The 20,083-nt window shown below is 59.8% G+C and carries 20 protein-coding genes, 1 pseudogene and 1 other annotated feature; of the genes and pseudogenes, 9 read left to right on the top strand and 12 right to left on the bottom strand.

Features of this window, described 5'->3' with window-relative positions:
• Positions 1-36 precede the first annotated feature (36 nt).
• Entirely contained in the window at positions 37-1,038 is a 1,002-nt protein-coding gene (locus J0X03_RS10480; RefSeq protein ID WP_069100711.1) for a LacI family DNA-binding transcriptional regulator, read from the top strand.
• Positions 1,039-1,075: 37 nt separating this feature from the next.
• On the opposite strand, the gene J0X03_RS10485 is transcribed toward J0X03_RS10480, so the two are convergent.
• Positions 1,076-2,035 carry a DMT family transporter gene (locus J0X03_RS10485; protein ID WP_069100712.1) on the bottom strand — a complete coding sequence of 320 codons (960 nt, stop codon included), beginning with the start codon at positions 2,033-2,035 and terminating at the stop codon, positions 1,076-1,078.
• A 91-nt stretch (positions 2,036-2,126) separates the two neighbouring features.
• Here J0X03_RS10485 and J0X03_RS10490 point away from each other — a divergent pair, with 91 nt between their 5' ends.
• Complete coding sequence (locus J0X03_RS10490) at positions 2,127-2,981, top strand: LysR family transcriptional regulator (protein ID WP_033650235.1); 855 nt, start codon at positions 2,127-2,129, stop codon at positions 2,979-2,981.
• Between the two features lie 109 nt (positions 2,982-3,090).
• Here the strand turns inward: J0X03_RS10490 and J0X03_RS10495 are convergent, their stop codons facing one another.
• Positions 3,091-3,387, bottom strand: a complete 297-nt coding sequence (locus tag J0X03_RS10495; RefSeq protein ID WP_033643283.1) for a YciI family protein — start codon at positions 3,385-3,387, stop codon at positions 3,091-3,093.
• A gap of 176 nt (positions 3,388-3,563) precedes the next feature.
• Here J0X03_RS10495 and J0X03_RS10500 point away from each other — a divergent pair, with 176 nt between their 5' ends.
• Both J0X03_RS10500 and tonB read left to right on the top strand, forming a co-directional pair.
• Positions 3,564-4,217 (top strand): epoxyqueuosine reductase QueH, encoded by a 654-nt coding sequence (locus J0X03_RS10500; protein ID WP_033643282.1) that lies wholly within the window; start codon positions 3,564-3,566, stop codon positions 4,215-4,217.
• A 235-nt stretch (positions 4,218-4,452) separates the two neighbouring features.
• A complete protein-coding gene (gene tonB / locus J0X03_RS10505) occupies positions 4,453-5,196 on the top strand; it encodes a TonB system transport protein TonB (RefSeq protein ID WP_094142695.1) in 744 nt (247 codons plus the stop codon).
• A gap of 70 nt (positions 5,197-5,266) precedes the next feature.
• On the opposite strand, the gene yciA is transcribed toward tonB, so the two are convergent.
• Both yciA and J0X03_RS10515 read right to left on the bottom strand, forming a co-directional pair.
• Positions 5,267-5,695 (bottom strand): acyl-CoA thioester hydrolase YciA, encoded by a 429-nt coding sequence (yciA, locus tag J0X03_RS10510; RefSeq protein WP_004932085.1) that lies wholly within the window; start codon positions 5,693-5,695, stop codon positions 5,267-5,269.
• Positions 5,696-5,771: 76 nt separating this feature from the next.
• A complete protein-coding gene (locus J0X03_RS10515) occupies positions 5,772-6,311 on the bottom strand; it encodes a septation protein A (RefSeq protein WP_033643280.1) in 540 nt (179 codons plus the stop codon).
• Positions 6,312-6,532: 221 nt separating this feature from the next.
• On the opposite strand from J0X03_RS10515, the gene J0X03_RS10520 reads away from it, so the two are divergent.
• Positions 6,533-8,236 carry a SulP family inorganic anion transporter gene (locus J0X03_RS10520; RefSeq protein ID WP_033643279.1) on the top strand — a complete coding sequence of 568 codons (1,704 nt, stop codon included), beginning with the start codon at positions 6,533-6,535 and terminating at the stop codon, positions 8,234-8,236.
• A gap of 51 nt (positions 8,237-8,287) precedes the next feature.
• Here the strand turns inward: J0X03_RS10520 and J0X03_RS10525 are convergent, their stop codons facing one another.
• Both J0X03_RS10525 and J0X03_RS10530 read right to left on the bottom strand, forming a co-directional pair.
• Positions 8,288-9,040 (bottom strand): YciC family protein, encoded by a 753-nt coding sequence (locus J0X03_RS10525; RefSeq protein ID WP_033643278.1) that lies wholly within the window; start codon positions 9,038-9,040, stop codon positions 8,288-8,290.
• Positions 9,041-9,074: 34 nt separating this feature from the next.
• Positions 9,075-9,515 (bottom strand): YkgJ family cysteine cluster protein, encoded by a 441-nt coding sequence (locus J0X03_RS10530; protein WP_033643277.1) that lies wholly within the window; start codon positions 9,513-9,515, stop codon positions 9,075-9,077.
• A 286-nt stretch (positions 9,516-9,801) separates the two neighbouring features.
• Here J0X03_RS10530 and ompW point away from each other — a divergent pair, with 286 nt between their 5' ends.
• On the top strand, positions 9,802-10,434 hold the full coding sequence (gene ompW / locus J0X03_RS10535) for an outer membrane protein OmpW (protein WP_019452715.1): 633 nt from the start codon (positions 9,802-9,804) through the stop codon (positions 10,432-10,434).
• Between the two features lie 44 nt (positions 10,435-10,478).
• Here the strand turns inward: ompW and J0X03_RS10540 are convergent, their stop codons facing one another.
• The 6 genes and pseudogenes from J0X03_RS10540 to J0X03_RS10570 form a co-directional block, all read right to left on the bottom strand.
• Positions 10,479-10,793 carry a BON domain-containing protein gene (locus tag J0X03_RS10540; RefSeq protein ID WP_016927515.1) on the bottom strand — a complete coding sequence of 105 codons (315 nt, stop codon included), beginning with the start codon at positions 10,791-10,793 and terminating at the stop codon, positions 10,479-10,481.
• A gap of 218 nt (positions 10,794-11,011) precedes the next feature.
• Positions 11,012-11,818, bottom strand: a complete 807-nt coding sequence (gene trpA, locus J0X03_RS10545; RefSeq protein ID WP_160204349.1) for a tryptophan synthase subunit alpha — start codon at positions 11,816-11,818, stop codon at positions 11,012-11,014.
• A complete protein-coding gene (gene trpB, locus J0X03_RS10550) occupies positions 11,818-13,023 on the bottom strand; it encodes a tryptophan synthase subunit beta (protein ID WP_170852993.1) in 1,206 nt (401 codons plus the stop codon). Before trpB ends, trpA begins: the two co-directional genes overlap by 1 nt.
• A gap of 26 nt (positions 13,024-13,049) precedes the next feature.
• Positions 13,050-14,411, bottom strand: coding sequence for a bifunctional indole-3-glycerol-phosphate synthase TrpC/phosphoribosylanthranilate isomerase TrpF (trpCF, locus tag J0X03_RS10555; RefSeq protein WP_197806121.1), 1,362 nt, complete (start codon positions 14,409-14,411; stop codon positions 13,050-13,052).
• A gap of 3 nt (positions 14,412-14,414) precedes the next feature.
• A pseudogene (trpD, locus tag J0X03_RS24190) lies at positions 14,415-16,011 on the bottom strand (bifunctional anthranilate synthase glutamate amidotransferase component TrpG/anthranilate phosphoribosyltransferase TrpD).
• Positions 16,011-17,573: an anthranilate synthase component 1 gene (locus tag J0X03_RS10570; RefSeq protein ID WP_033643270.1), complete on the bottom strand. Its 1,563-nt coding sequence runs from the start codon at positions 17,571-17,573 to the stop codon at positions 16,011-16,013. The pseudogene trpD and the gene J0X03_RS10570 overlap by 1 nt, the downstream one beginning before the upstream one ends.
• A gap of 24 nt (positions 17,574-17,597) precedes the next feature.
• Positions 17,598-17,701, bottom strand: a sequence feature (Trp leader region).
• Positions 17,702-17,953: 252 nt separating this feature from the next.
• Between J0X03_RS10570 and rnm the strand changes: the two genes are divergently transcribed.
• From rnm to J0X03_RS10585, 3 genes are all read left to right on the top strand, one after another.
• Entirely contained in the window at positions 17,954-18,835 is an 882-nt protein-coding gene (gene rnm / locus J0X03_RS10575; RefSeq protein ID WP_033643269.1) for an RNase RNM, read from the top strand.
• A 46-nt stretch (positions 18,836-18,881) separates the two neighbouring features.
• Positions 18,882-19,502 (top strand): L-threonylcarbamoyladenylate synthase, encoded by a 621-nt coding sequence (locus J0X03_RS10580; protein WP_033643268.1) that lies wholly within the window; start codon positions 18,882-18,884, stop codon positions 19,500-19,502.
• A gap of 115 nt (positions 19,503-19,617) precedes the next feature.
• Positions 19,618-19,977: a Rap1a/Tai family immunity protein gene (locus tag J0X03_RS10585; protein ID WP_016927523.1), complete on the top strand. Its 360-nt coding sequence runs from the start codon at positions 19,618-19,620 to the stop codon at positions 19,975-19,977.
• The last annotated feature ends 106 nt before the right edge of the window (positions 19,978-20,083 follow it).

Raw genomic sequence — 20,083 nt, forward strand, 5'->3', positions numbered from 1 at the left:
GATACAAAATGATACCTTCAAGCTAAGGAGCTGCATTTGGCCGTGGGTCGAGGACGGAAAGCGACGCTGGCTAGCGTCGCCGCACAGGCGAACGTCAGCAAAATAACCGCTTCGCGGGCATTTTCACAGCCGGACAAGGTCCATCCGGAAACGTTGAGGAGAATTCGGGAGACCGCCGCCGAACTCGGTTACGTGGTCAATGCCGCGGCGCGCAATCTGCGGGCGAAAAGCAGCAGAACCATTGGCATCGTCAACCCCGACATGGCCAACCCATTCTTTGGCGGCCTGACGCGTCTGATGACGCTTGAAGCGCAAAAGATGGGGTACGACACGCTGGTGTTCGACTCCTATGAGTCTCAGGAAAGCGAAGACAGGATCATCGACAAACTCATTGGCTACAACGTCGATGCGATTATTCTCTCGGTTATTTCCAACGATCATCTGTACCGGCCTTCCTACCTCAAACGTCTGGAAACGCTCAATATACCGGTGGTGTTGATCGATCGGGAATTGGAGAGTCACCACTGCAGCGGGGTGTATATTGATAATCTGGATTGCGGCCTTCAGGCGGGGCGTTGGCTTCTGGAACAGCAGGCGCAGCGGGTGGTGGTGATCTCCGGGCCGGAGAATTCCAACGTTGCACGTGACAGGGTCACTGGCTTGCAGGCGGCATTGCAAGGGAAGGTGGCTTCGCTCGACGTGCGGTATGCCGATTTCTTTATGGATGCCGCCTGGCAAGAGACGAGCCGCTGGCTGGCCAATAACCCCGCCCCCGATTTTTTCGTCGGCTGCAATAACCAGATCTCGCTGGGCATCATCAAGGCCTGTATCGAACATCGGTTGCCGTTGATGCAGGACGTGTCGTTGTTCAGCATCGATGAGGTTTCACATGCCGAGATCTACGGTTTCCATTTCCCCTGTGTGTCACACGACTTGCAAGAGATCGCCTGGCAAGCGTTGAATCTGGCGATCCGCCGTATTGCCGATCCTGAGATAAAGCCGGGCAAGGTGGTGGTGCGGGGAAAACTCGTCGTGTAACGGTGCCGGCAACGTGTAGCCGACATCTCCGTTAACCTTATCTGCCATTATTCATTTCAGCGCGTTCAGTCCGGCCCCTCATCGGGGGGCGGATAAGCAGCCACAAGCCGCTCCCCGCCGTTGCTGCGCCCAGCAGCATGGGCCAGGAAAGGGGCTCATCGAACATTAACCATGCCCAGCAGAAGGTGACGAAGGGGCTGAGGAACAGCAGGCTCGTCACACGCAATGCAGAGGTATGCCTAAGGCAGAACCAATACAAACCGTAACCGGCCAGGGTGGCCAAAAGCGCGGTCCAAAGCACGCCGATAACCAACCCTGTCGTCATGGTTGGCAGCAGCGGGCTTTCTGCGCCTGCCAGTGGGGCAAAAGCCAGCGCTGAAATCGCGCTTTGTATCCCCAACCTGGCGGGCAGGCTCACCGCTTGCGCCTGCGGCAGCCGTTGCTGCCACAGCGTCGCCAGTGCCAGTGACAGCATCCCCGCCAGCGGCAACAGGTAGCTCCACAATGGCGCACTTCCCCAGGAAATAGCACCGCCCGTCGCCAATATCACCCCGAGAGAGCCTAATGCCAGGCCGAGCCAGACGCGGCCATCGGGCAGCCGGCGTAGAAACAGCATGTTCAAGAGTGCGGTGCCGAGAGGGAGCAAATCGGCGATGAGCGCGGCCAACCCGGTCGGCACGCCGTACTCGATGCCTTTACTGACGCCGGTCAGGTATCCGGTCATGGCAAGCAGCCCGATCCCGGCATGAGCGGCTACCGACTGCGACGAGGAGCGCCTGATGGCGCGAAGGCTAAACGGCATCAGCAGTAAAGCGACCACGACACAGCGCCAGAACGCCACCAGCAACACCGGCGCGTAATCGGCGGCGAAACGGATGCCGACAAAGCCCGAGCTCCAGGCGACGATCAGCAGGACTTCCGCTGCCGGCAACCAGACGGCGGCTTTGTCGCCCACCTTATCGCGGCAGGAAGGTGGACGAAATTCTGACAGGGGCATGGTGATCTTCTCCTTTTTCCCCAAGGGTAGTGAGCCGCTATAATTTAATAAATCGAATAATTTTCGTTCAGTTGTTTAATGGAGTTAAACCATGCGGCCAACCCTGGACATTAATCTTTTGCGCACTTTTCACGCTATCGCCCGTTTGGGGCAATTTCGTGCGGCGGCGGCCTTTGTTCATCGCAGCCCAGCCGCGGTGAGCGTTCATATTCAGCGTCTGGAACAGGTCGTGGGCGGCCGCTTGCTGGAGCGCGACAATCAGTCCGTCGTGTTGACGCCCTTAGGCGACAAACTGCTGGCCTCGACGCTCGGGCTGTTGAATGCCCACGACGATATTCTGCGTGAGCTGCAGGGCGCACCGCTGAGTGGGCACATCAAGCTGGGAGTGCCTGATGAATACGCATCACATGTCATGCGCGATGTGCTGCCGGCGTTTGCCACCCGTTTTCCTGCGGTGATGCTGGAGGTTTCTACGGCCGCCAGCCAGGCGTTGGTTGAACAGATCGGACGCAACCGGCTACAGCTGGCGTTGGCGGTGCTGCCGATGGGGGGACTGCGCCAGATGCCGCTTGCGGTGACTGCGCCGGTTTGGGTTGGCGGCCGCCGGTTGGCGCTGGATATGGCCCAACCGATACCATTGGCGTTGCATGCCGCCGATTGCCCTTACCGAGAGGCTATGATCGATGCATTGAGCGGGGCGGGAAGGCATTGGCGAGTGGTTGTGAGCAGCCCTTCGGCCAGCGTGGTGGCTGCCGCCGTCGAGGCAGGATTGGCCGTCACGCTGCTCGACCGCGCACGCGTGACGGCGGCGATGCGGATCCTCGACGAATTGCCGTCGGTCGCTCCGCACGAAGTGCAGCTGCTGCGCTCTGCCGCTGCCGCCGGTCAATCGGCGGTGGCGATGCTGGAAAGCGTTATCGGTGAGTATTTCCGGGGCGGAACATGAATATCGACCGCGTGGGGAAGACGACCCGAGCGCGACGGTCAAGCAGAGGTGTGGCTAGCGCCGGAAACGCCGTATAGCGGGGCGTTCCCGGTATTCGGAGGGCTGGAGATCAGAACACCTGCTTGAACGGCTTCACCGTCACGTCGGCGTAGACGCCGGCGGCGACGTACGGATCCTGCTGCGCCCAGGCCTGGGCTTCCGCCAGTGAGGCGAACTCGGCGATCACCGTTGAACCGGTGAAGCCGGCGGCGCCGGGATCGTTGCTGTCGATGGCCGGGTTGGGGCCGGCGACCACCAGACGGCCGGCGTCACGCAGCGCCTGCAGGCGCGCCAGATGTGCCGGGCGCACCGCCAGACGGTTTTCCAGTGAGTGGGGAACGTCTTGCGCGTAGATCAGATAAAGCATATTTCACCTGTAAAATCATGGCTATAAAACGGTGCTACCAAGGTAGCGCAAAAGGCGCGGCAGGGGAACGGCGCGCGGTGAATTTATGGGGGGGATTGGCGCTTATGCCTTGAAGCCGCTACTTTTTATTCGTATAGTGCGGCGCGCTTAAACAGATATGCCATTGAGGTGAGGACATGACGGAACTGGTAAGGGAAAAACTCGATTTGCCTGCGGGCAAAAGCAAACTGCTGCTGCATTCTTGCTGTGCGCCCTGTTCCGGCGAGGTGATGGAAGCGATCCAGGCGTCCGGCATCGAGTACGCTATTTTCTTCTATAACCCCAACATTCACCCGCAAAAAGAGTATTTGCTGCGTAAGGAAGAGAACATCCGTTTCGCCGAAAAGCACGGGGTGCCGATCATCGATGCCGATTATGACACCGACAACTGGTTCGAACGCGCCAAGGGCATGGAACATGAGCCGGAGCGCGGCATTCGCTGCACCATGTGCTTCGACATGCGTTTTGAGCGCACGGCGCTGTATGCGCATGAGCACGGTTACGACACCATCTCCAGCTCGCTCGGCATCTCGCGCTGGAAGAACATGCAGCAGATTACCGACTGCGGCATTCGGGCGGCGGAAAAGTATCCCGATCTGGTGTATTGGGATTACAACTGGCGCAAGAAGGGCGGCGCGGCCCGCATGATAGAGATCAGCAAGCGCGAACGCTTCTATCAGCAGGAATACTGCGGCTGCGTCTATTCGCTGCGCGACACCAACCTGCACCGCAAAGCGCAAGGGCGGCCGCTGATCAAACTGGGCGTGCTCTACTATGGTGATGAAGAATAACGCTTAATTACCGCAATCCACCCGCTACGGCGGGTTTTTTATTTTTTAGCGCCGTCTGAACGTTAACGAAGCGTGTTGATTCGGCGGTAAAAAAGCAACGTTCAGGTTAATATCCTTATGAGTTTGCTGGTTTTCGCCGCGGAGACTGACGATTAAAGCGATAGTTTGCCTTTCGTTATTGAATATGATTGCTATTTGCATTTAAACTTGGCGAACCAGAGGAAACAGAATCATTATGCCGCTAAAAAAGATGTTCCTTAATCGCCGTATATCCGTGCCTTTCGTCTTGTCCGTAGGCCTGCACAGCGCCCTGGTGGCGGGACTGCTTTACGCTTCGGTAAAAGAAGTGGTTGAGCTGCCAAAGCCTGAAGAGGCGCCGATCAGCGTCATGATGGTCAACACCGCCGCGATGGCTGAACCGCCGCCGCCTGCTCCGGCGGAACCGGAGCCGCCGCAGGTGGAACCTGAGCCGGAACCTGAACCAGAACCTATTGTGGAGCCGCCGCCGAAGGCGATTGTGAAACCGGAGCCGGTCAAGCCGAAACCGAAGCCCAAGCCAAAGCCGAAGGTAGAAAAACCGGTGAAACCGGAGCCGAAGAAGGTCGAGCCGCGCGAGCCTTCGCCGTTCAATAACGACTCGCCGGCCAAACCGATCGAAAAAGCGCCGGTGAAACAAGCGCCCGCCGCGCCGGTACAGGGCAACTCGCGCGAGGTCGGGCCAAAACCGATCAGCCGTGCGGAACCGATTTATCCGCCGCGCGCCAGAGCCTTGCAGATCGAAGGCAACGTGCGGGTGCAGTTCGATGTCGACAGCGATGGCCGCGTGACCAACGTGCGCATCTTGTCGGCTGAGCCGCGCAACATGTTCGAGCGTGAAGTGAAACAGGCGCTGCGCAAATGGCGGTATCAAGCCAAAGAAGCGAAGGATCTTATCGTCAATATTCGTTTCAAGCTGAACGGCACCACCGAAATGAACTGATTTCGGTTTGCGCCAAGAAAAAAAGGGTCGCCTCGGCGACCCTTTTTGCATTTGCGGCGCAGCCGCAGGCTTACTCTTCGAAGCCGACGCGGAAATTCATTTTACCCTCAGGCAGCGCGCGCGAGTTGCCTTCCGCATCGACCGCCACGTAGGTGAACACCGCTTCGGTCGCCCGGTAGCGTTGGCCGATTGGGGCGGAGGAGACTTTCTTTACCCACACTTCGATATTGATGGTGATCGAGCTGCGCCCGGTGCGGATGCAGTGCGCATAGCAGCAAACCACGTCGCCTACCGCCACCGGTTTCAGGAAGGTCATGCCGTCTACGCGTACCGTCACTACGCGCCCCTCGGCGATCTCTTTTGCCTGGATGGCGCCGCCGATGTCCATTTGCGACATCAGCCAGCCGCCGAAAATATCGCCGTTGGCATTGGTATCGGCCGGCATCGCCAGCGTGCGCAGCACCAGCTCGCCGCTGGGTAAAGGTCGTTGTTGTGTCATAGCAGTCTGCTTTTAAAAGGAGGGAATCACATCATACTGCCCGCGGCAAGCGCCGCAGGCATTAACAAATTTGTAACTATTTTTTCTGTTCTGCCGGCATGTGCCGGTAAATATAGATGCCGCTGAGCAGGGTGAATACCAGCGTCAGCACCGTCAGGCCAAAGACTTTAAAATTGACCCAGACGCTTTGCGGCAGCCAGAAGGCGACATAGATGTTCGCCAGGCCGCAGGCCAGGAAGAAGAGGGCCCAGGCCAGGTTGAGGTTGCTCCACACTTTGTCCGGCAGCGTCAGCTCTTTGCCCAGCATGCGCTGAACCAGCGGCTTTTTGAGCACCCACTGGCTGATCAGCAGCGCCAGCGCGAACAGCGCGTAAATCACCGTCACTTTCCACTTGATGAATAAATCGTTGTGGAACACCAGCGTTAGGGTGCCGAACACCAGCACCATCAGGAAGGTGATCAGCGTCATCTTCTCGACCTTGCGGTATTTCACCCAGGTGAACACCAGCGCCAGCGCGGTGGCGACGATCAATGCGCCGGAAGCGACGTAAATGTCGTACAGCTTGTAAAAAGCGAAAAAGACAATTAACGGGAGGAAATCAAGAAACTGCTTCATAAATCAATCCATCATCTGTTCATCGGCCGACTATACCGGATTCGGCGAGTTCTGTGTACCGCCGGGCGCTGCCGATTATCGGCGTTTGGCCGGCGGATTTCTGCCGCGAAAGCAGGAATTTGCATAAACTTACGCAAGAAAGCACGGGCGCATTGCCAGCGCTGGCCGCAGATCGCATAGTAAGTGCCATAATAACCAGATAATTTACCGCGGAAAACAGCATGCAGTGGAAATCTCTCCAGGCCCTGACGCCTGGTTTGACGCATTTATTGGGCTATCAACGCAGTTGGCTCAAACCGGATATGCGCGCCGGTCTTTCCGTCGCCGCCGTCGCCTTGCCGGTGGCCATCGCCTATGCCGAACTGGCCGGGGTTAGCCCGGTGGTGGGGCTTTATTCCTGTATCTTGCCGATGGTGGCCTATGCGCTGTTCGGTTCGTCACGCCAGCTGATCGTCGGGCCCGATGCCGCCACCTGTGCGGTGATCGCCGCGGTGGTGACGCCGCTGGCGGCGGGCAATATGGAACGCCATTGGCAGTTGACCATCATGATGACCGCGATGATGGGCGGCTGGTGCCTGTTGGCCAGCCGGTTCAAGCTGGGGGCGCTGGCGGATCTGCTGTCGCGGCCGATCCTCAGCGGGCTGCTGAACGGCGTGGCGCTGACCATCATCGTCGATCAGATCGGCAAGGTGTTGGGGTTCACAGTGCGCCCGGCGCAGCTGATCGAGCGCATCTACGCGCTGCCGGCCAACCTGTTGCACAGCGACTGGCTGACGATGGCGGTGTCCTTGCTGACGCTGGTGACGCTGCTCGGATTTAAAAAATGGCGGCCTAACTGGCCGGCGCCGCTGTTCGCCATCGTGCTGGCGGCGTTCGTCACCTGGGCGGGCGGATTGCAGCAGTATGGCGTGGTGACGGTGGGCGGTTTCAGCGGCGTGTTGCCGATCGTCCAGTGGCCGGACTTTCAGCCCGGGCTGCTGCGCGACATGGTGATCCCGGCGCTCAACCTGGCGGTCGTGAGCTTTGTCAGCATGATGCTGACCGCCCGCAGTTTCGCGGCCAAAAACGGCTATGAGGTCAACGCTGACGCTGAGTTTCGCGCGCTGGGGATGGTGAATATCGTCTCCGCATTGTCGCAAGGCTTCGCCATCAGCGGGGCGGATTCGCGCACCGCGGTGAATGACGCCAACGGCGGCAAGAGCCAGCTCGTGTCGATCATCGCCGCCGCGGTGATCGCTTTCGTCTTGCTGTTCCTGATGGCGCCGCTGCAGTTTATTCCGGTGGCGGGATTGGGCGTGGTGCTGATGTATGCGGCCTGGTCGCTGCTGGATTTTCGCGGCATCTGGATCTTGCGCCGCCGCAACGCGCAGGCTTTTCGCCTGGCGATATTTACCTTCCTCAGCGTCTTGTTGGTCGGGGTGATCAGCGGCATCGGGCTGGCGGTGTTGCTGGGGCTGATGCAGTTTCTGCACACCGTCTTTCGGCCGACGGAACAGCTGCTGGGCGTTAACGACGAAGGCATGATCCATTCCATGGGCAACAACAATGGGGTGAAGGCGGTGCCCGGCGTCATGATGTATCGCTTCAATTCGCCGCTGACCTACTTCAACGTGGCCTACTTCAAACGCCGCATTCTCAATTTGGTCGACAGTACGCCATTCCAGCCGCGCTGGGTGGTGGTGGACGCGGTGGCCAGCTTTACCCATGCCGATATCAGCGTGCTGGCGGCCATCGACGAACTGAAACGCGATCTGTTGCAGCGTAACGTCAAACTGGTGCTGGCCGGGCGCCGCACTGAACTGACGCGCTGGTTCCGCATCAATCGGTTGGGGCGGGACAAGGAGCTGATTTTGGTGCCGGATCTCTATCTGGCGCTGAAGCTGATTCAGAGTAAGGAACAGGCGGAAGCCGCCGCGGTGGGGTAAACAAAAAAGGGGCGCGCCGAAGCGTGCCCCTGGGCATTTGTTGCGCCGGCGTCAGCCGCGCAGCAGCATATACAAACGGAACAGATAGATCAGCAGCAGGGCGGAGACCAGGTTGCTTAACGCGGTCAGCACGACGCTGGCCACGTTCGGCGTCAGCACTGACAGATGGCTCACTAAAAACAGCACCAGCAGTTTGGCCGCCAACCACAGCATCATCGCCGGCACAATCACGCGCGCATTGGCGAAGGCCAATTTGCTGCTCAGCTTGAGCGAAGCGAAGACGCCTTTCTTGTCGACGGAGGCGATCACTGGCGCCAACGCGAAGGCGATAGCCATGATCACGCCCGGCACCACGAACAGCGTCAGGCCGAGCTGGATCAGCAAGGTGCAGATAAACAGCAGCAGCAGCAGGCGCGGCAGATCGGGCGCCGAGGCGCCGAGCGCGCGCAGGGCGCTGGTGCGTTGCCCCTGAGACACCAGACGGATCAACGTCAGCATCCCACCGACCAGCAGCACGTTGCCGACCAGCGCGGAGAACGTGGCGGCGGCCGACACTTTCAGCAACACCATCTGCTGTTCCGGCGTCATCTGCTGGATCACGTCCTGAATGCCCATGCCGGTCGACGACGCGAAATCGCTGGTGGAGGCGGCCAGCGTCGCCAACTGTTCGGCATCGGGGCTGAAAGCTTGGTTCAGCAGCACCGAGATAAACGCCGTCAACAGCGCCAGCATCAGGATGCTGGCCAGTTGATTGCGTAAAAAGTTAAAACTGTCACGGTACAAAGCGTTGGCCGTGATAGGCATGCAGACTCCTTGGCGTCGAGAAAACAGAGATAAATCAGTGGGTGATTGTACCCTGTTCCACGCCGCTGTGGCACCCCGCGAATTGCACTACGTCTATTTCTTCAACGATCGTCGTCTCAGGCAACGACAGCGGCAAGGGCACCGGCAAGGGGGGCAGGCCGTAGCGTTCGCGAGCGCGATCGCAGGCTTCGTTGCGCAGGCCGTTTTCACCGGACTGATCGAACTCTCTGCACGGGCTTGGCCGATTAAGATAAATCGAGCACGACACGGCTTTGCCAATCTCGCCGTCCAGCGCGGTGCAGCGCGGAGACTTGCTGTTGGTCCCCTGCATGCAGCGCAGGAACGGGGTCAGAGGCTCCGTCAGGGAAAGGGGAACGGTGCCGCCGCCGTCTTCGGCTTCGGCCCAATAGAATGACACTCGAAAATAACCGCAGCATGCGCCGCAGCTGACACAGGGATTAAGGATTTCGCTCATCTTGATTGCCCGCCGACTCCTCACGGCACCAACCAAAACCAACACGGAAGATGAAATTACCTCAGCCGTATTTTTTTCCGCAACTGAAATTTGAACATGCAGATAATTTGCAACAAAATCGTTTTTTTGATGCAGATCAATCCTTGATTTATTAAGCGGTTAGGTAACCTTGTTTTTGGTGGGATTTTAAAATTTTACACATAAGATGTGATCTCGATGGGATCACAAATACCCGAAAGTAGGTATATTCCCCCTCGAGAGATTAACCACACAAATGGAATGGATAATGAAAAAGACAACTCTGGTGGTATTGGCGACGATGATGGCGCCTATGTTGGCAAGTGCGCATCAGGCCGGTGATTTCCTGTTCCGTGCGGGCACCGCGACGGTGCGTCCAAATGCGGGCTCGGACAACGTATTGGGTTTGGGATCGCTGGATGCGAAAAACAATACCCAGCTCGGTTTGACCTTCGGTTATATGGTGACGGACAACATCGGCGTTGAGTTGTTGGCCGCGACACCGTTCCGCCACAAGGTTACCCTGGGCGGCACCGATCTGGCGACCGTTCATCAACTGCCGCCTACGCTGATGGCGCAATACTACTTCGGCGACAAGCAGGACAAACTGCGTCCTTATCTGGGCGTCGGCGTTAACTACACCACTTTCTTCGACGAGAAGTTCAACGACTACGGCAAAAGCGCCGGGTTGAGCAACCTCGATCTGAAAGACTCCTGGGGCGTGGCGGCGCAGGCCGGTCTGGATTACAACCTGGATGAGCACTGGATGCTGAACATGTCGGTGTGGTGGATGAACATCGAAACCAAAACGCGTTTCAACGACGCGAACGGTGGGCACCACAGCTTCGATACGCGTTTGGATCCGTGGGTGTTTATGTTTGGGGCGGGTTATCGCTTCTGATGAAGGCCGCAAACAGGGAGGCATTGCGCCTCCCTGTGTCGGTATTATTTAACCTGCATGACGTTCTCAACAGATTTCACGCCGGCCACGCCGCGTGTGACCTGCACCGCACGGTTGGCGTCATCGCTTGACGTCACGAAGCCGCTCAACTGCACGCGTCCTTTAAAGGTTTCCACGCTGATTTCGCGCGACTTGATGTTTTTATCCGCCAGCAGCGCCGATTTCACTTTGGTGGTGACCACGGTGTCATCGATATAACCGCCTGTTCCCTCTGATTTCGCCGTCGGTGCGCAAGCGCTCACCGCGACCGCCACAACGGCTGCCATGCACAAGGCCGAAAGGGTTTTAAACAGCTTCATAAATTACTCTCCATGCAATGTTATGGTTGAAATTCGATGCGGTTTTTTCGCCGCAGCGAGCGCATTCCCCAAATCAAACGAAGAAATGCATAGCGAACAATGTTTATTGTGAGACAAGACGCGGGTTTGTTCAAATTTTTGCTGTAAATAAATAGAACAAACTTTGAGGGGAAACAAGCTGTTAAAGCGAGCGCCGGCAAGGCGCTCGCCGAAGGGGATCACGCGCGGGTCGCGTGCTTCATCGCGCTGACGAAGGCCGCCAGCTTGGTCAGCATTTCCGCCGGGTTGGCATGGTGCCGTTCGATGATTTTGACGATTGCCGATCCGGAGATGGCGCCGGCGGCGCCGGCCTGCAGCGCAGCCTTCACCTGCTCGGGCTCGGAGATGCCGAAGCCCTGCAGCGGCGGAGCGGCGTGATACTCGCGCAGCTTGTTCACCAGGTGATGCAGCGGCAACTGCGCCCGGCTTTCGGTGCCGGTGACGCCGGAACGCGACAGCAGGTAGGTGTAGCCGCGACCGTGCGACGCGATTTCACGCAGCAGATCGTCATCGGCGTTCGGCGGGCAAATGAAGATGGGCGCGATACCGTGGCGCACGGCCGCGGCGCGGAACGGCGCCGATTCTTCAAACGGCACGTCGGCGACCAACACTGAATCCACGCCCACTTCCGCACAGCGTTGGTAAAAAGCATCGATGCCTTTATGGAACACCAAATTGGCGTACATCAGCAGGCCGATGGGAATGGTCGAGTGCTTCTGACGAATGGCCGCCAGCAGCTCGAAACACTGGGTCGGCGTAACGCCGGCGGCGAAGGCACGCAGCGTCGCGCTCTGGATGGTTGGGCCATCCGCCAGCGGGTCGGAGAAGGGGATACCCAGCTCCAGCGCGTCCGCGCCGGCTTCGATCAGGGTGTCGATAATCTGCAGCGACAGCGCCGGATTAGGATCGCCCAGCGTCACGAACGGGACGAAGGCGCCTTCCTTGCTGCTTTCCAGACGCGTGAACAGTTGCTGATAACGTTCCATCAGATTTCTCCCCGTGCTTTCAAAATGTCGTGAACGGTAAATATGTCTTTGTCGCCGCGGCCGGACAGGTTGACCACCAGGATCTGCTCTTTCTGCGGCGTTTCACGGATCATTTTCAGCGCGTGCGCCAGGGCGTGTGAGGATTCCAGCGCCGGGATGATGCCTTCATGGCGCGACAGCGCTTTGAACGCCTCCAACGCTTCGTCGTCGGTGATCGACACGTATTCGGCGCGGCCGGTACTGTTCAGGTAGGCGTGCTGCGGCCCGACGGACGGGAAGTCCAGCCCGGCGGAGATTGAATAGGATTCTTCAATCTGGCCTTCGGCGGTCTGCATCATCGGCGCCTTCATGCCGAAATAGATGCCGACGTGGCCATGCTTGAGCGGCGCGCCGTGCTGACCGGTTTCGATGCCCAGACCGGCGGGTTCCACGCCGATCAGCCCAACGTCGGCGTCATCGATAAAATCGGCGAACATGCCGATGGCGTTGGAGCCGCCGCCGACGCAGGCGATAACCGCATCCGGCAGGCGGCCTTCGCGCTCCAGCACCTGCGCTTTGGTCTCTTCGCCAATCATGCGCTGGAATTCACGCACGATGGTGGGGTACGGGTGCGGGCCGGCCGCGGTGCCGAGCATATAGTGCGCGGTTTCATAGCTGCCGGACCAGTCGCGCAACGCTTCGTTGCAGGCGTCTTTCAGGGTGGCGGAGCCGCTGTGCACCGGGATCACTTCCGCGCCCATCAGCCGCATGCGGAACACGTTCGGCGACTGGCGCTCAACGTCTTTGGCGCCCATATAGATACGGCATTTCAGGCCGAGCAGCGCGCAGGCCAGCGCCGAAGCGACGCCGTGTTGGCCGGCGCCGGTTTCCGCGATGATCTCGGTTTTGCCCATGCGCTTGGCCAGCAGGGCCTGGCCCAGCACCTGGTTGGTCTTGTGCGCGCCGCCGTGCAGCAGATCTTCCCGCTTCAGATAGAGCTTGGTGTTGCTGCCGGCGGTGAGATTTTTGCACAGCGTCAGCGCCGTAGGGCGGCCCGCGTAGTTCTTCAACAGATCGATGAATTCCGCCTGAAACGCCGGATCGCGCTGGGCGCTGACAAAGGCTTCTTCGAGTTGTTTCAGGGCCGGCATCAGAATTTGCGGTACGTATTGACCACCAAATTCGCCGAAGTAGGGGTTAAGCAGCGTCATGAGAGTTCCCGTCATTATCCGTTATTAATATAGAGCCGTATTCAGTAAGCGCGCAGGGTTTGGAAGACCGAGGCCAGGCGCGCGGGATCCTTGATGCCCGGTTCGCTTTCCACGCCGGAATTGAAGTCCAGACCGGCGCAGCCGAGCTTGGCCGCTTCGACGCAGTTGTCGGCGCGCAGACCGCCCGCCAGCATAACGTTGGTCAGATCTTCGCCTTGCAATACCGACCAGTCGAAGCGTTGGCCGGTGCCGCCTGCGCCGTTGTCCAGCAGATAGCGATCGACATGCTGCAGATCGCGCGGCGGCACCCGTTCTTTCACGCTCAGCGCTTTCCAGATGCGGCAATGGGCCGGCAAGCGGGCGCGCAGGGCGCTGATATAGGCCTGGTCCTCCGCGCCGTGCAGTTGCACCGCCTGCAGACCGAGGCGCTCCACGGTCAGCGCCACGGTATCGAGCTGGGCGTCGCAGAAGACGCCGACGTACTTCAGCGGCGCGCCGGAAATGACTTCGCGGGCGCGGACGATATCCACATAGCGCGGCGAGCGGCCGACGAAAATCAATCCGCCGTAGATGGCGCCGGCCTGATACGCGGCGGCGGCGTCCTGTGGGCGAGTCAGGCCGCACACTTTATTGTCGCCCAGGATCACACGGCGCACGGCGGCGCGCAGATCGGGTTCCGACATCAGCGCGCTGCCGATCAGGAAACCGTTGGCGTAGTGGCTGAGCTCGCGGATCTGCCCGTAATTGTTGATGCCCGACTCGCTGATCACCGTCACCCCATGCGGCACGCGCGGCGCCAACTGCCGGGTGCGGTCCAGATCGATGCTCAGATCGCGCAGATCGCGGTTATTGATGCCGACCACGCGGGCTTCCAGCGCGATCGCCCGCTGCAGCTCTTCTTCACTGATCACTTCGGTCAGCACGCCCATATTGAGGCTGTGGGCCACCGCCGCCAGCTGGCGGTACTGTTCGTCGGTCAACACCGACAGCATCAGCAGGATAGCGTCGGCCTGATAGTAGCGCGCCAGGTAAATCTGATACGGGTCGATGATAAAGTCTTTGCACAACACCGGTTGGCTGACGGTTTTGCTCACCAGCGGCAGGAAATCAAAGCTGCCCTGGAAGTATTTCTCGTCGGTCAGCACCGAGATCGCCGAGGCGAAATCTTTATAGACCGTGGCGATCTCCACCGGATCAAAGTTCTCGCGAATCAGCCCCTTGGAAGGCGAGGCCTTCTTGCATTCGAGAATGAAAGCCGTACGGGTGCCCTGCAGCGCGTGGTAGAAGCTGCGTTCGCTCGGTACGATGTCATTCTGAAAGCCGGCCAGGGGCTGTTGCTGTTGTCGCGCCGCGATCCATTGCGCTTTGTCGCGGACAATCTTGTGTAGCACGGTTTCCTGCATCATTTATCCTCTTGCCGCCAGTGCGATGACACGCTCATAGGCCTGCCCGCTGTTGATCATATCCAGTGCCTGCCGCGCATTTTGGCGCAGGTCTTCATGTCCGAATAACTTCAGAAGCAACGCGACGTTGGCCGCGACCGCCGCAGCGTGCGCCGGCTCGCCTTTACCTTGTAACAGCCGCGCCAAAATGTCACGGTTTTCTTCCGGCGTGCCGCCCAGCAAGGCCTCCAGCGGATAGGTTTCCAATCCGAAGGACTGCGGGGTAAGCTGATAACTGCAGATTTCGCCGTTGTTCAATTCCGCCACGTGCGTCGGGGCGTGGATCGCCACCTCGTCCATGCCGCCGCCGTGAACCACCGCCGCGCGCTGATAGCCCAACACGCGCAGGGTTTCGGCGATCGGCAGCACCAGTTCCGGGCTGTAAACGCCGATCAGCGCCAGCGGCGGACGCGCCGGGTTGATCAGCGGGCCCAGCACGTTGAACAGCGTGCGGGTCTTCAACTGCTGGCGTACCGGCATGGCGTGACGGAAGCCGGTGTGGTACTGCGGCGCAAACAGGAAGCACACGCCAAGATCGTCCAACGCCTTGCGCGCCTCTTCCGCCGGCAGATCCAAGCGGATGCCGAATGCCGCCAACAGATCCGAAGAGCCGGAGCGGCTGGAGACGCTGCGGTTGCCGTGTTTGGCGATTTTCGCGCCGCACGCCGCCGCCACAAAGGCGCTGGCGGTGGAAATATTGATGCTGTTGGTGCCGTCGCCGCCGGTGCCGACGATATCGGCAAACAGATAGTCAGGGCGCGGGAACGGTTGAGCATCTTCCAGCAGCGCTTTGGCGGCGCCGGCGATCTCTTCCGGGCGCTCGCCGCGGACTTTCATGCTGATCAACGCCGCCGCCAGTTGGCTCGGCTCCAGTTCGCCGCGCACGATGGCGCTGAACAGCTGTTGGCTTTCCTGCTGGCTCATCGATTCAGCGCGGTACAGTTTCTCAAGGATAGGTTGCATCGTCGTGTTCCTTTTATGACTTCGCCAGCGCCCAGGCCAGGGTCTGCTCAAGCAGGCGCGCGCCATGGGTGGTCAGAATCGATTCCGGGTGGAACTGGAAGCCGCATACGCGGCGGCGATCGTCGCGTACCGCCATCACCATCTCGCCGAACCGGGCGTTGACGGTCAGATCGGCCGGGATGTTGCTGCCGACCAGCGAGTGGTAACGCGCCACCGGCAGCGGGTTGGCCATGCCGGCGAACATGCCTTCACCGTCGTGAACGATCGCCGAGGCTTTGCCGTGCAGGATTTCCCCCGCCTGGCCGACCTGGCCGCCATAGGCTTCGACGATCGCCTGGTGGCCGAGGCAGATGCCGATGATCGGCAGCCGGCCGCGCAGGCGTTGCAGCAGTTCCGGCATGCAGCCCGCTTCGGAAGGGGCGCCGGGGCCCGGCGACAGCATCAGCACCGGCTGTTCCATCTGCGCCAGACGCTCGATGATCACCTCGGCGGCGATCTGGTTACGGTAAATCACCACCTGGTGGCCGCTGGCGCGCAGCTGATCGACCAGGTTGTAGGTAAAGGAGTCGACGTTGTCGAGCAGCAGGATATCGGCCATCAGAACACCTCCTTGGCATGGTGCGCAGTGGCGATGGCGCGCAGCACGGCACGGGCTTTATTACGGGTTTCGTCGGCTTCCGCCTGCGGGATGGAGTCCAGCACGACGCCGGCGCCGGCCTGCACGGTGGCGATGCCGTCTTCGACGTAGGCTGAGCGAATGACGATGCAGGTATCCAGATCGCCGGTGGCGGTAAAGTAGCCTACCGCGCCGCCGTAGCTGCCGCGGCGCGTGCCTTCGGAGGCGGCGATCAGCTGCATCGCCCGCACTTTGGGCGCGCCGCTCAGGGTGCCCATATTCATGCAGGCCTGGTAGGCGTGCAGCACGTCGAGATCGGCGCGCAGGGTGCCCACCACGCGGGAAACCAGGTGCATGACGAACGAATAGCGATCCACTTTGGTCAGGTCGGCCACGTAGCGGCTGCCGGCCTGGCAGATGCGCGCCAGATCGTTGCGCGCCAGATCGACCAGCATCAGGTGCTCGGCCAGCTCTTTGTGGTCGGTGCGCATTTCCAGCTCGATGCGGCTGTCGAGATCCAGATCCAGTGAACCATCGGCTCGGCGGCCGCGCGGGCGGGTGCCGGCGATCGGGTAGATTTCGATCTGGCGATTGCCCGCGTCGTATTTCAGCGCACTCTCCGGCGAAGCGCCGAACAGGGTGAACTCGTCATCTTGCATGAAGAACATGTACGGGCTGGGGTTGTTGTCTTTTAACGTCTGGTAGGCCGCCAGCGGCGCCGGGCACGGCAGGGAGAAGCGGCGCGACGGCACCACCTGGAAAATCTCGCCGTGACGGATCGCTTCCTGCAGCCCGCTGACCACCGCGCCGTACTCTTCGTCGCTCTGGTTGCAGCTCAGCTGCATGTTTTCCAGCTTTTGGTGCGGGATTGGCTGCGGGGTTTGTTTCAATTCGGTCTGCAATTGCGCCAGACGCTGCTGCAGGCGTTGTATTTCACTCGCTTGCTCGCTGAAGACGCTGGCCTGCAATCGGGCGGAACCGCGTTGATGATCCAGCACCAGCAGGGTTTCCGCCAGATAGAAGCAGAAGTCCGGGCAACGTTGATCCTGGCGCAGCGTCGGCAGGTTTTCGAAACCGGCGACCAGATCGTAGGCGAACAGGCCGCCCAGCATCACGGCTTCACGCTCGTCCGCCGGGGAGTCGACCAGGGTCAGCAGCGTGCGCAGCGCGTCGAATACCGACAGGGAGCGCAGGCGCGCGTCTTCGTCCTGCACCTCGTCGATCGCCGGGAAGGTCAGCTCGCGGCCGTTTGGGCGCGCCTGAATGCTGACCTCGGGCGGCAGCGCTTCGTCCAGCAGCGGCAGCAGCGCCGCGCCATTGGCGGTGAGCGCCTGCACGCTGACGGTGTGACCCAGCGCGGTGATGCGCAGCGCGCTGTCGATCACCAGCAGGCTCTGCAGATTCTGTTTACTGTTGATTTCCGCCGACTCCAGCAGCAGGGTGGCCGGCCGGGCGCCGCACAGCTGGTGGAAAAGGGTGGTGGGATCGCCCCGGTAACTGGCCTGCGCCTTCAGTAATGTCAATTGTGGTTTGATGTTCATCATCGGTGGTTCCAGTGAATTCTGTCCATAAAAAAGCCCGCATCAGGTGCGGGCTCAGGAAATCTGCATTGTCAGATGACAGCTATGCGCGATTACACCGCCCGCAAGAGGGAGGTACGCCACCAACCGTGAAGAGAAATGTATGTGTTCATTTGCAGACTCTCTTTGTTAACTCTCATCCGACACGGCCACTGCCGTGAACTTGTGTACTAGTTAACTGGTTCGCGAGGGCAAAGTCAACCCCCTTTTTGTACAATGTTTTAGCGGTCAGCGTGAATTCTGTTCATCATCCCGCCCGCGCGCCCAACCGGGGCAGAATAGATTTCCGTCCGGCCGCCGATCGCAGGTATGATAGAAAACCAAGCCATTGCCGGATAGCCGTTTTGACAGACAGTAACCCTCAATCCACCGCTTTTACCCTGTACGATCTCCACAGCCATACGACCGCCTCCGACGGCTACCTGACGCCGACGCAGCTGGTGCAGCGGGCGGTAGAGATGCGCGTGGGGGTGTTGGCGATCACCGATCACGACACGACCGCCGGGCTGGCCGAGGCCGCCGCCGCCATCGCGGAGCAGGTGTTGCCGTTGCGGTTGGTCAATGGAGTGGAAATCTCGACGCTGTGGGAAAATCATGAAATCCATATTGTTGGGTTGGGTATGGACGTCGCGCATCCGGCGCTGGTGGCGCTGTTGGCGGAACAAACCGAACGCCGCAACCGGCGGGCGCAGGAGATCGGCGTGCGGCTGGGCAAGGCGCGTATTCCCGACGCCTATGCCGGCGCCCAACGCCTGGCCGGAGCCGGCGCGGTGACCCGCGGCCATTTCGCCCGTTACCTGGTGGAGATCGGTGTGGCGGACAATATGGCTCAGGTGTTCAAGAAATACCTGGCCAAGGGGAAAACCGGCTATGTACCGCCGCAGTGGTGTACAATAGAACAAGCCATTGATGCGATTCATCAATCGGGCGGCCAGGCGGTGATGGCGCACCCGGGCCGTTACGATTTGACCGCGAAATGGCTGAAACGCTTGCTGGCGCATTTCGCCGAACACGGCGGCGACGCCATGGAAGTGGCGCAGTGTCAGCAGGCGCCGCATGAGCGCACTCAGCTGGCGAAATACGCGCAAGACTACCGCCTGTTGGCCTCGCAAGGCTCTGATTTCCATCAACCTTGCTCGTGGATCGAACTGGGGCGCAAGCTGTGGCTGCCGGGCGGCGTCGAGCCGGTGTGGCGCGATTGGCCGCAGCCGGGCCAGGCGGTCTGATTTTACGCGCGTGGCAACGCGCGCGAGCATCATTTAGGAGCAAGTCATGAGTCAGCTTTTTTATATTCACCCTGACAACCCGCAGCCGCGCTTGATTAACCAGGCGGTTGAGGTGCTGCGCAAGGGCGGGGTGATCGTTTATCCCACCGATTCCGGCTATGCGCTGGGCTGCATGCTGGAAGAGAAGGCGGCGATGGAGCGCATTTGCCGCATCCGTCAGCTGGACGGCAACCACAACTTTACCCTGATGTGCCGCGATCTGTCCGAGTTGTCGACCTATGCTCACGTCGATAATACGGCGTTCCGTCTGATCAAAAACAATACGCCGGGCAACTACACGTTCATTCTGAAAGCGACCAAAGAAGTGCCGCGCCGCCTGATGAATGAAAAGCGCAAAACCATCGGCCTGCGCGTGCCGTCGAACCCGATCGCGCTGGCGCTGTTGGAGGCGTTGAACGAACCGATGATGTCCACCACGCTGATGCTGCCGGGCAATGATTTCGCCGAGTCCGATCCGGAAGAGATCAGCGATCATTTGGGCAAGGTGGTCGATCTGGTGATCCACGGCGGCTTCCTCGGCCAACAGCCGACCACGGTTATCGATCTGACCGAATCCTCGCCGGAAGTGGTGCGCGAAGGCGCCGGCGACGCGGCGCCTTTCCGCTGATGTAAAATATTGCCACCTTGCCCATTGTCTGAAAAACGGCTGAAGCGACGCTATTTCGCGTGAAAGCCGCTATTCTTGAAGACTTCAGAATTGATAATGGGCAGGATGCGCAGCAATGATTAAACAGGTTTCTTTTTTAGCGGCCTTATTATTTTCCTCAATGGCGAATGCGGGTTTTTATTCGGGCAGCGGTTTGCTGGCGGAATCCGGCGGTTACGTAAAAAATAAAAGCGGTGAAGCCACCGTGGCCGAAGCGCTGAATGGCGGCATGTTTATGGGATACGTCGCCGGCGTATTCGATACCTATTCCATGCAGGGCAATCGCAATATCTGCCCAGAGGCCGGAATGAGCATCGGCGTAGCCGCCGACGCGGTAATGCAGTACTTGAACGAACATCCCGAGCAACTGCATTATTCCGCACCGTCGGTGATTATGCTGGCGTTGAGCGCCGCCTATCCCTGCGTGCGCCATTAAATTCCCATTCCAATAAGTGCGCATTTTTTCATAAGGTGCGCTCGGGTCTTTTCCGCACGAACTTCAATAGATCATGACCTGCTGCGCTGTCACCCTTAGCCCGTCG

It is taken from the genome of Serratia ureilytica, from assembly GCF_017309605.1.
In the GTDB taxonomy this organism is placed as follows: domain Bacteria; phylum Pseudomonadota; class Gammaproteobacteria; order Enterobacterales; family Enterobacteriaceae; genus Serratia; species Serratia ureilytica.

Coding starts and splice junctions, on each gene's coding strand:
- J0X03_RS10485 (WP_069100712.1), bottom strand. CDS start 2,035: ATGCCCCTGTCAGAATTTCGTCCACCTTCCTGCCGCGATAAGGTGGGC.
- J0X03_RS10490 (WP_033650235.1), top strand. CDS start 2,127: ATGCGGCCAACCCTGGACATTAATCTTTTGCGCACTTTTCACGCTATC.
- J0X03_RS10495 (WP_033643283.1), bottom strand. CDS start 3,387: ATGCTTTATCTGATCTACGCGCAAGACGTTCCCCACTCACTGGAAAAC.
- J0X03_RS10500 (WP_033643282.1), top strand. CDS start 3,564: ATGACGGAACTGGTAAGGGAAAAACTCGATTTGCCTGCGGGCAAAAGC.
- tonB (WP_094142695.1), top strand. CDS start 4,453: ATGCCGCTAAAAAAGATGTTCCTTAATCGCCGTATATCCGTGCCTTTC.
- yciA (WP_004932085.1), bottom strand. CDS start 5,695: ATGACACAACAACGACCTTTACCCAGCGGCGAGCTGGTGCTGCGCACG.
- J0X03_RS10515 (WP_033643280.1), bottom strand. CDS start 6,311: ATGAAGCAGTTTCTTGATTTCCTCCCGTTAATTGTCTTTTTCGCTTTT.
- J0X03_RS10520 (WP_033643279.1), top strand. CDS start 6,533: ATGCAGTGGAAATCTCTCCAGGCCCTGACGCCTGGTTTGACGCATTTA.
- J0X03_RS10525 (WP_033643278.1), bottom strand. CDS start 9,040: ATGCCTATCACGGCCAACGCTTTGTACCGTGACAGTTTTAACTTTTTA.
- J0X03_RS10530 (WP_033643277.1), bottom strand. CDS start 9,515: ATGAGCGAAATCCTTAATCCCTGTGTCAGCTGCGGCGCATGCTGCGGT.
- ompW (WP_019452715.1), top strand. CDS start 9,802: ATGAAAAAGACAACTCTGGTGGTATTGGCGACGATGATGGCGCCTATG.
- J0X03_RS10540 (WP_016927515.1), bottom strand. CDS start 10,793: ATGAAGCTGTTTAAAACCCTTTCGGCCTTGTGCATGGCAGCCGTTGTG.
- trpA (WP_160204349.1), bottom strand. CDS start 11,818: ATGGAACGTTATCAGCAACTGTTCACGCGTCTGGAAAGCAGCAAGGAA.
- trpB (WP_170852993.1), bottom strand. CDS start 13,023: ATGACGGGAACTCTCATGACGCTGCTTAACCCCTACTTCGGCGAATTT.
- trpCF (WP_197806121.1), bottom strand. CDS start 14,411: ATGCAGGAAACCGTGCTACACAAGATTGTCCGCGACAAAGCGCAATGG.
- J0X03_RS10570 (WP_033643270.1), bottom strand. CDS start 17,573: ATGATGAACATCAAACCACAATTGACATTACTGAAGGCGCAGGCCAGT.
- J0X03_RS10580 (WP_033643268.1), top strand. CDS start 18,882: ATGAGTCAGCTTTTTTATATTCACCCTGACAACCCGCAGCCGCGCTTG.
- J0X03_RS10585 (WP_016927523.1), top strand. CDS start 19,618: ATGATTAAACAGGTTTCTTTTTTAGCGGCCTTATTATTTTCCTCAATG.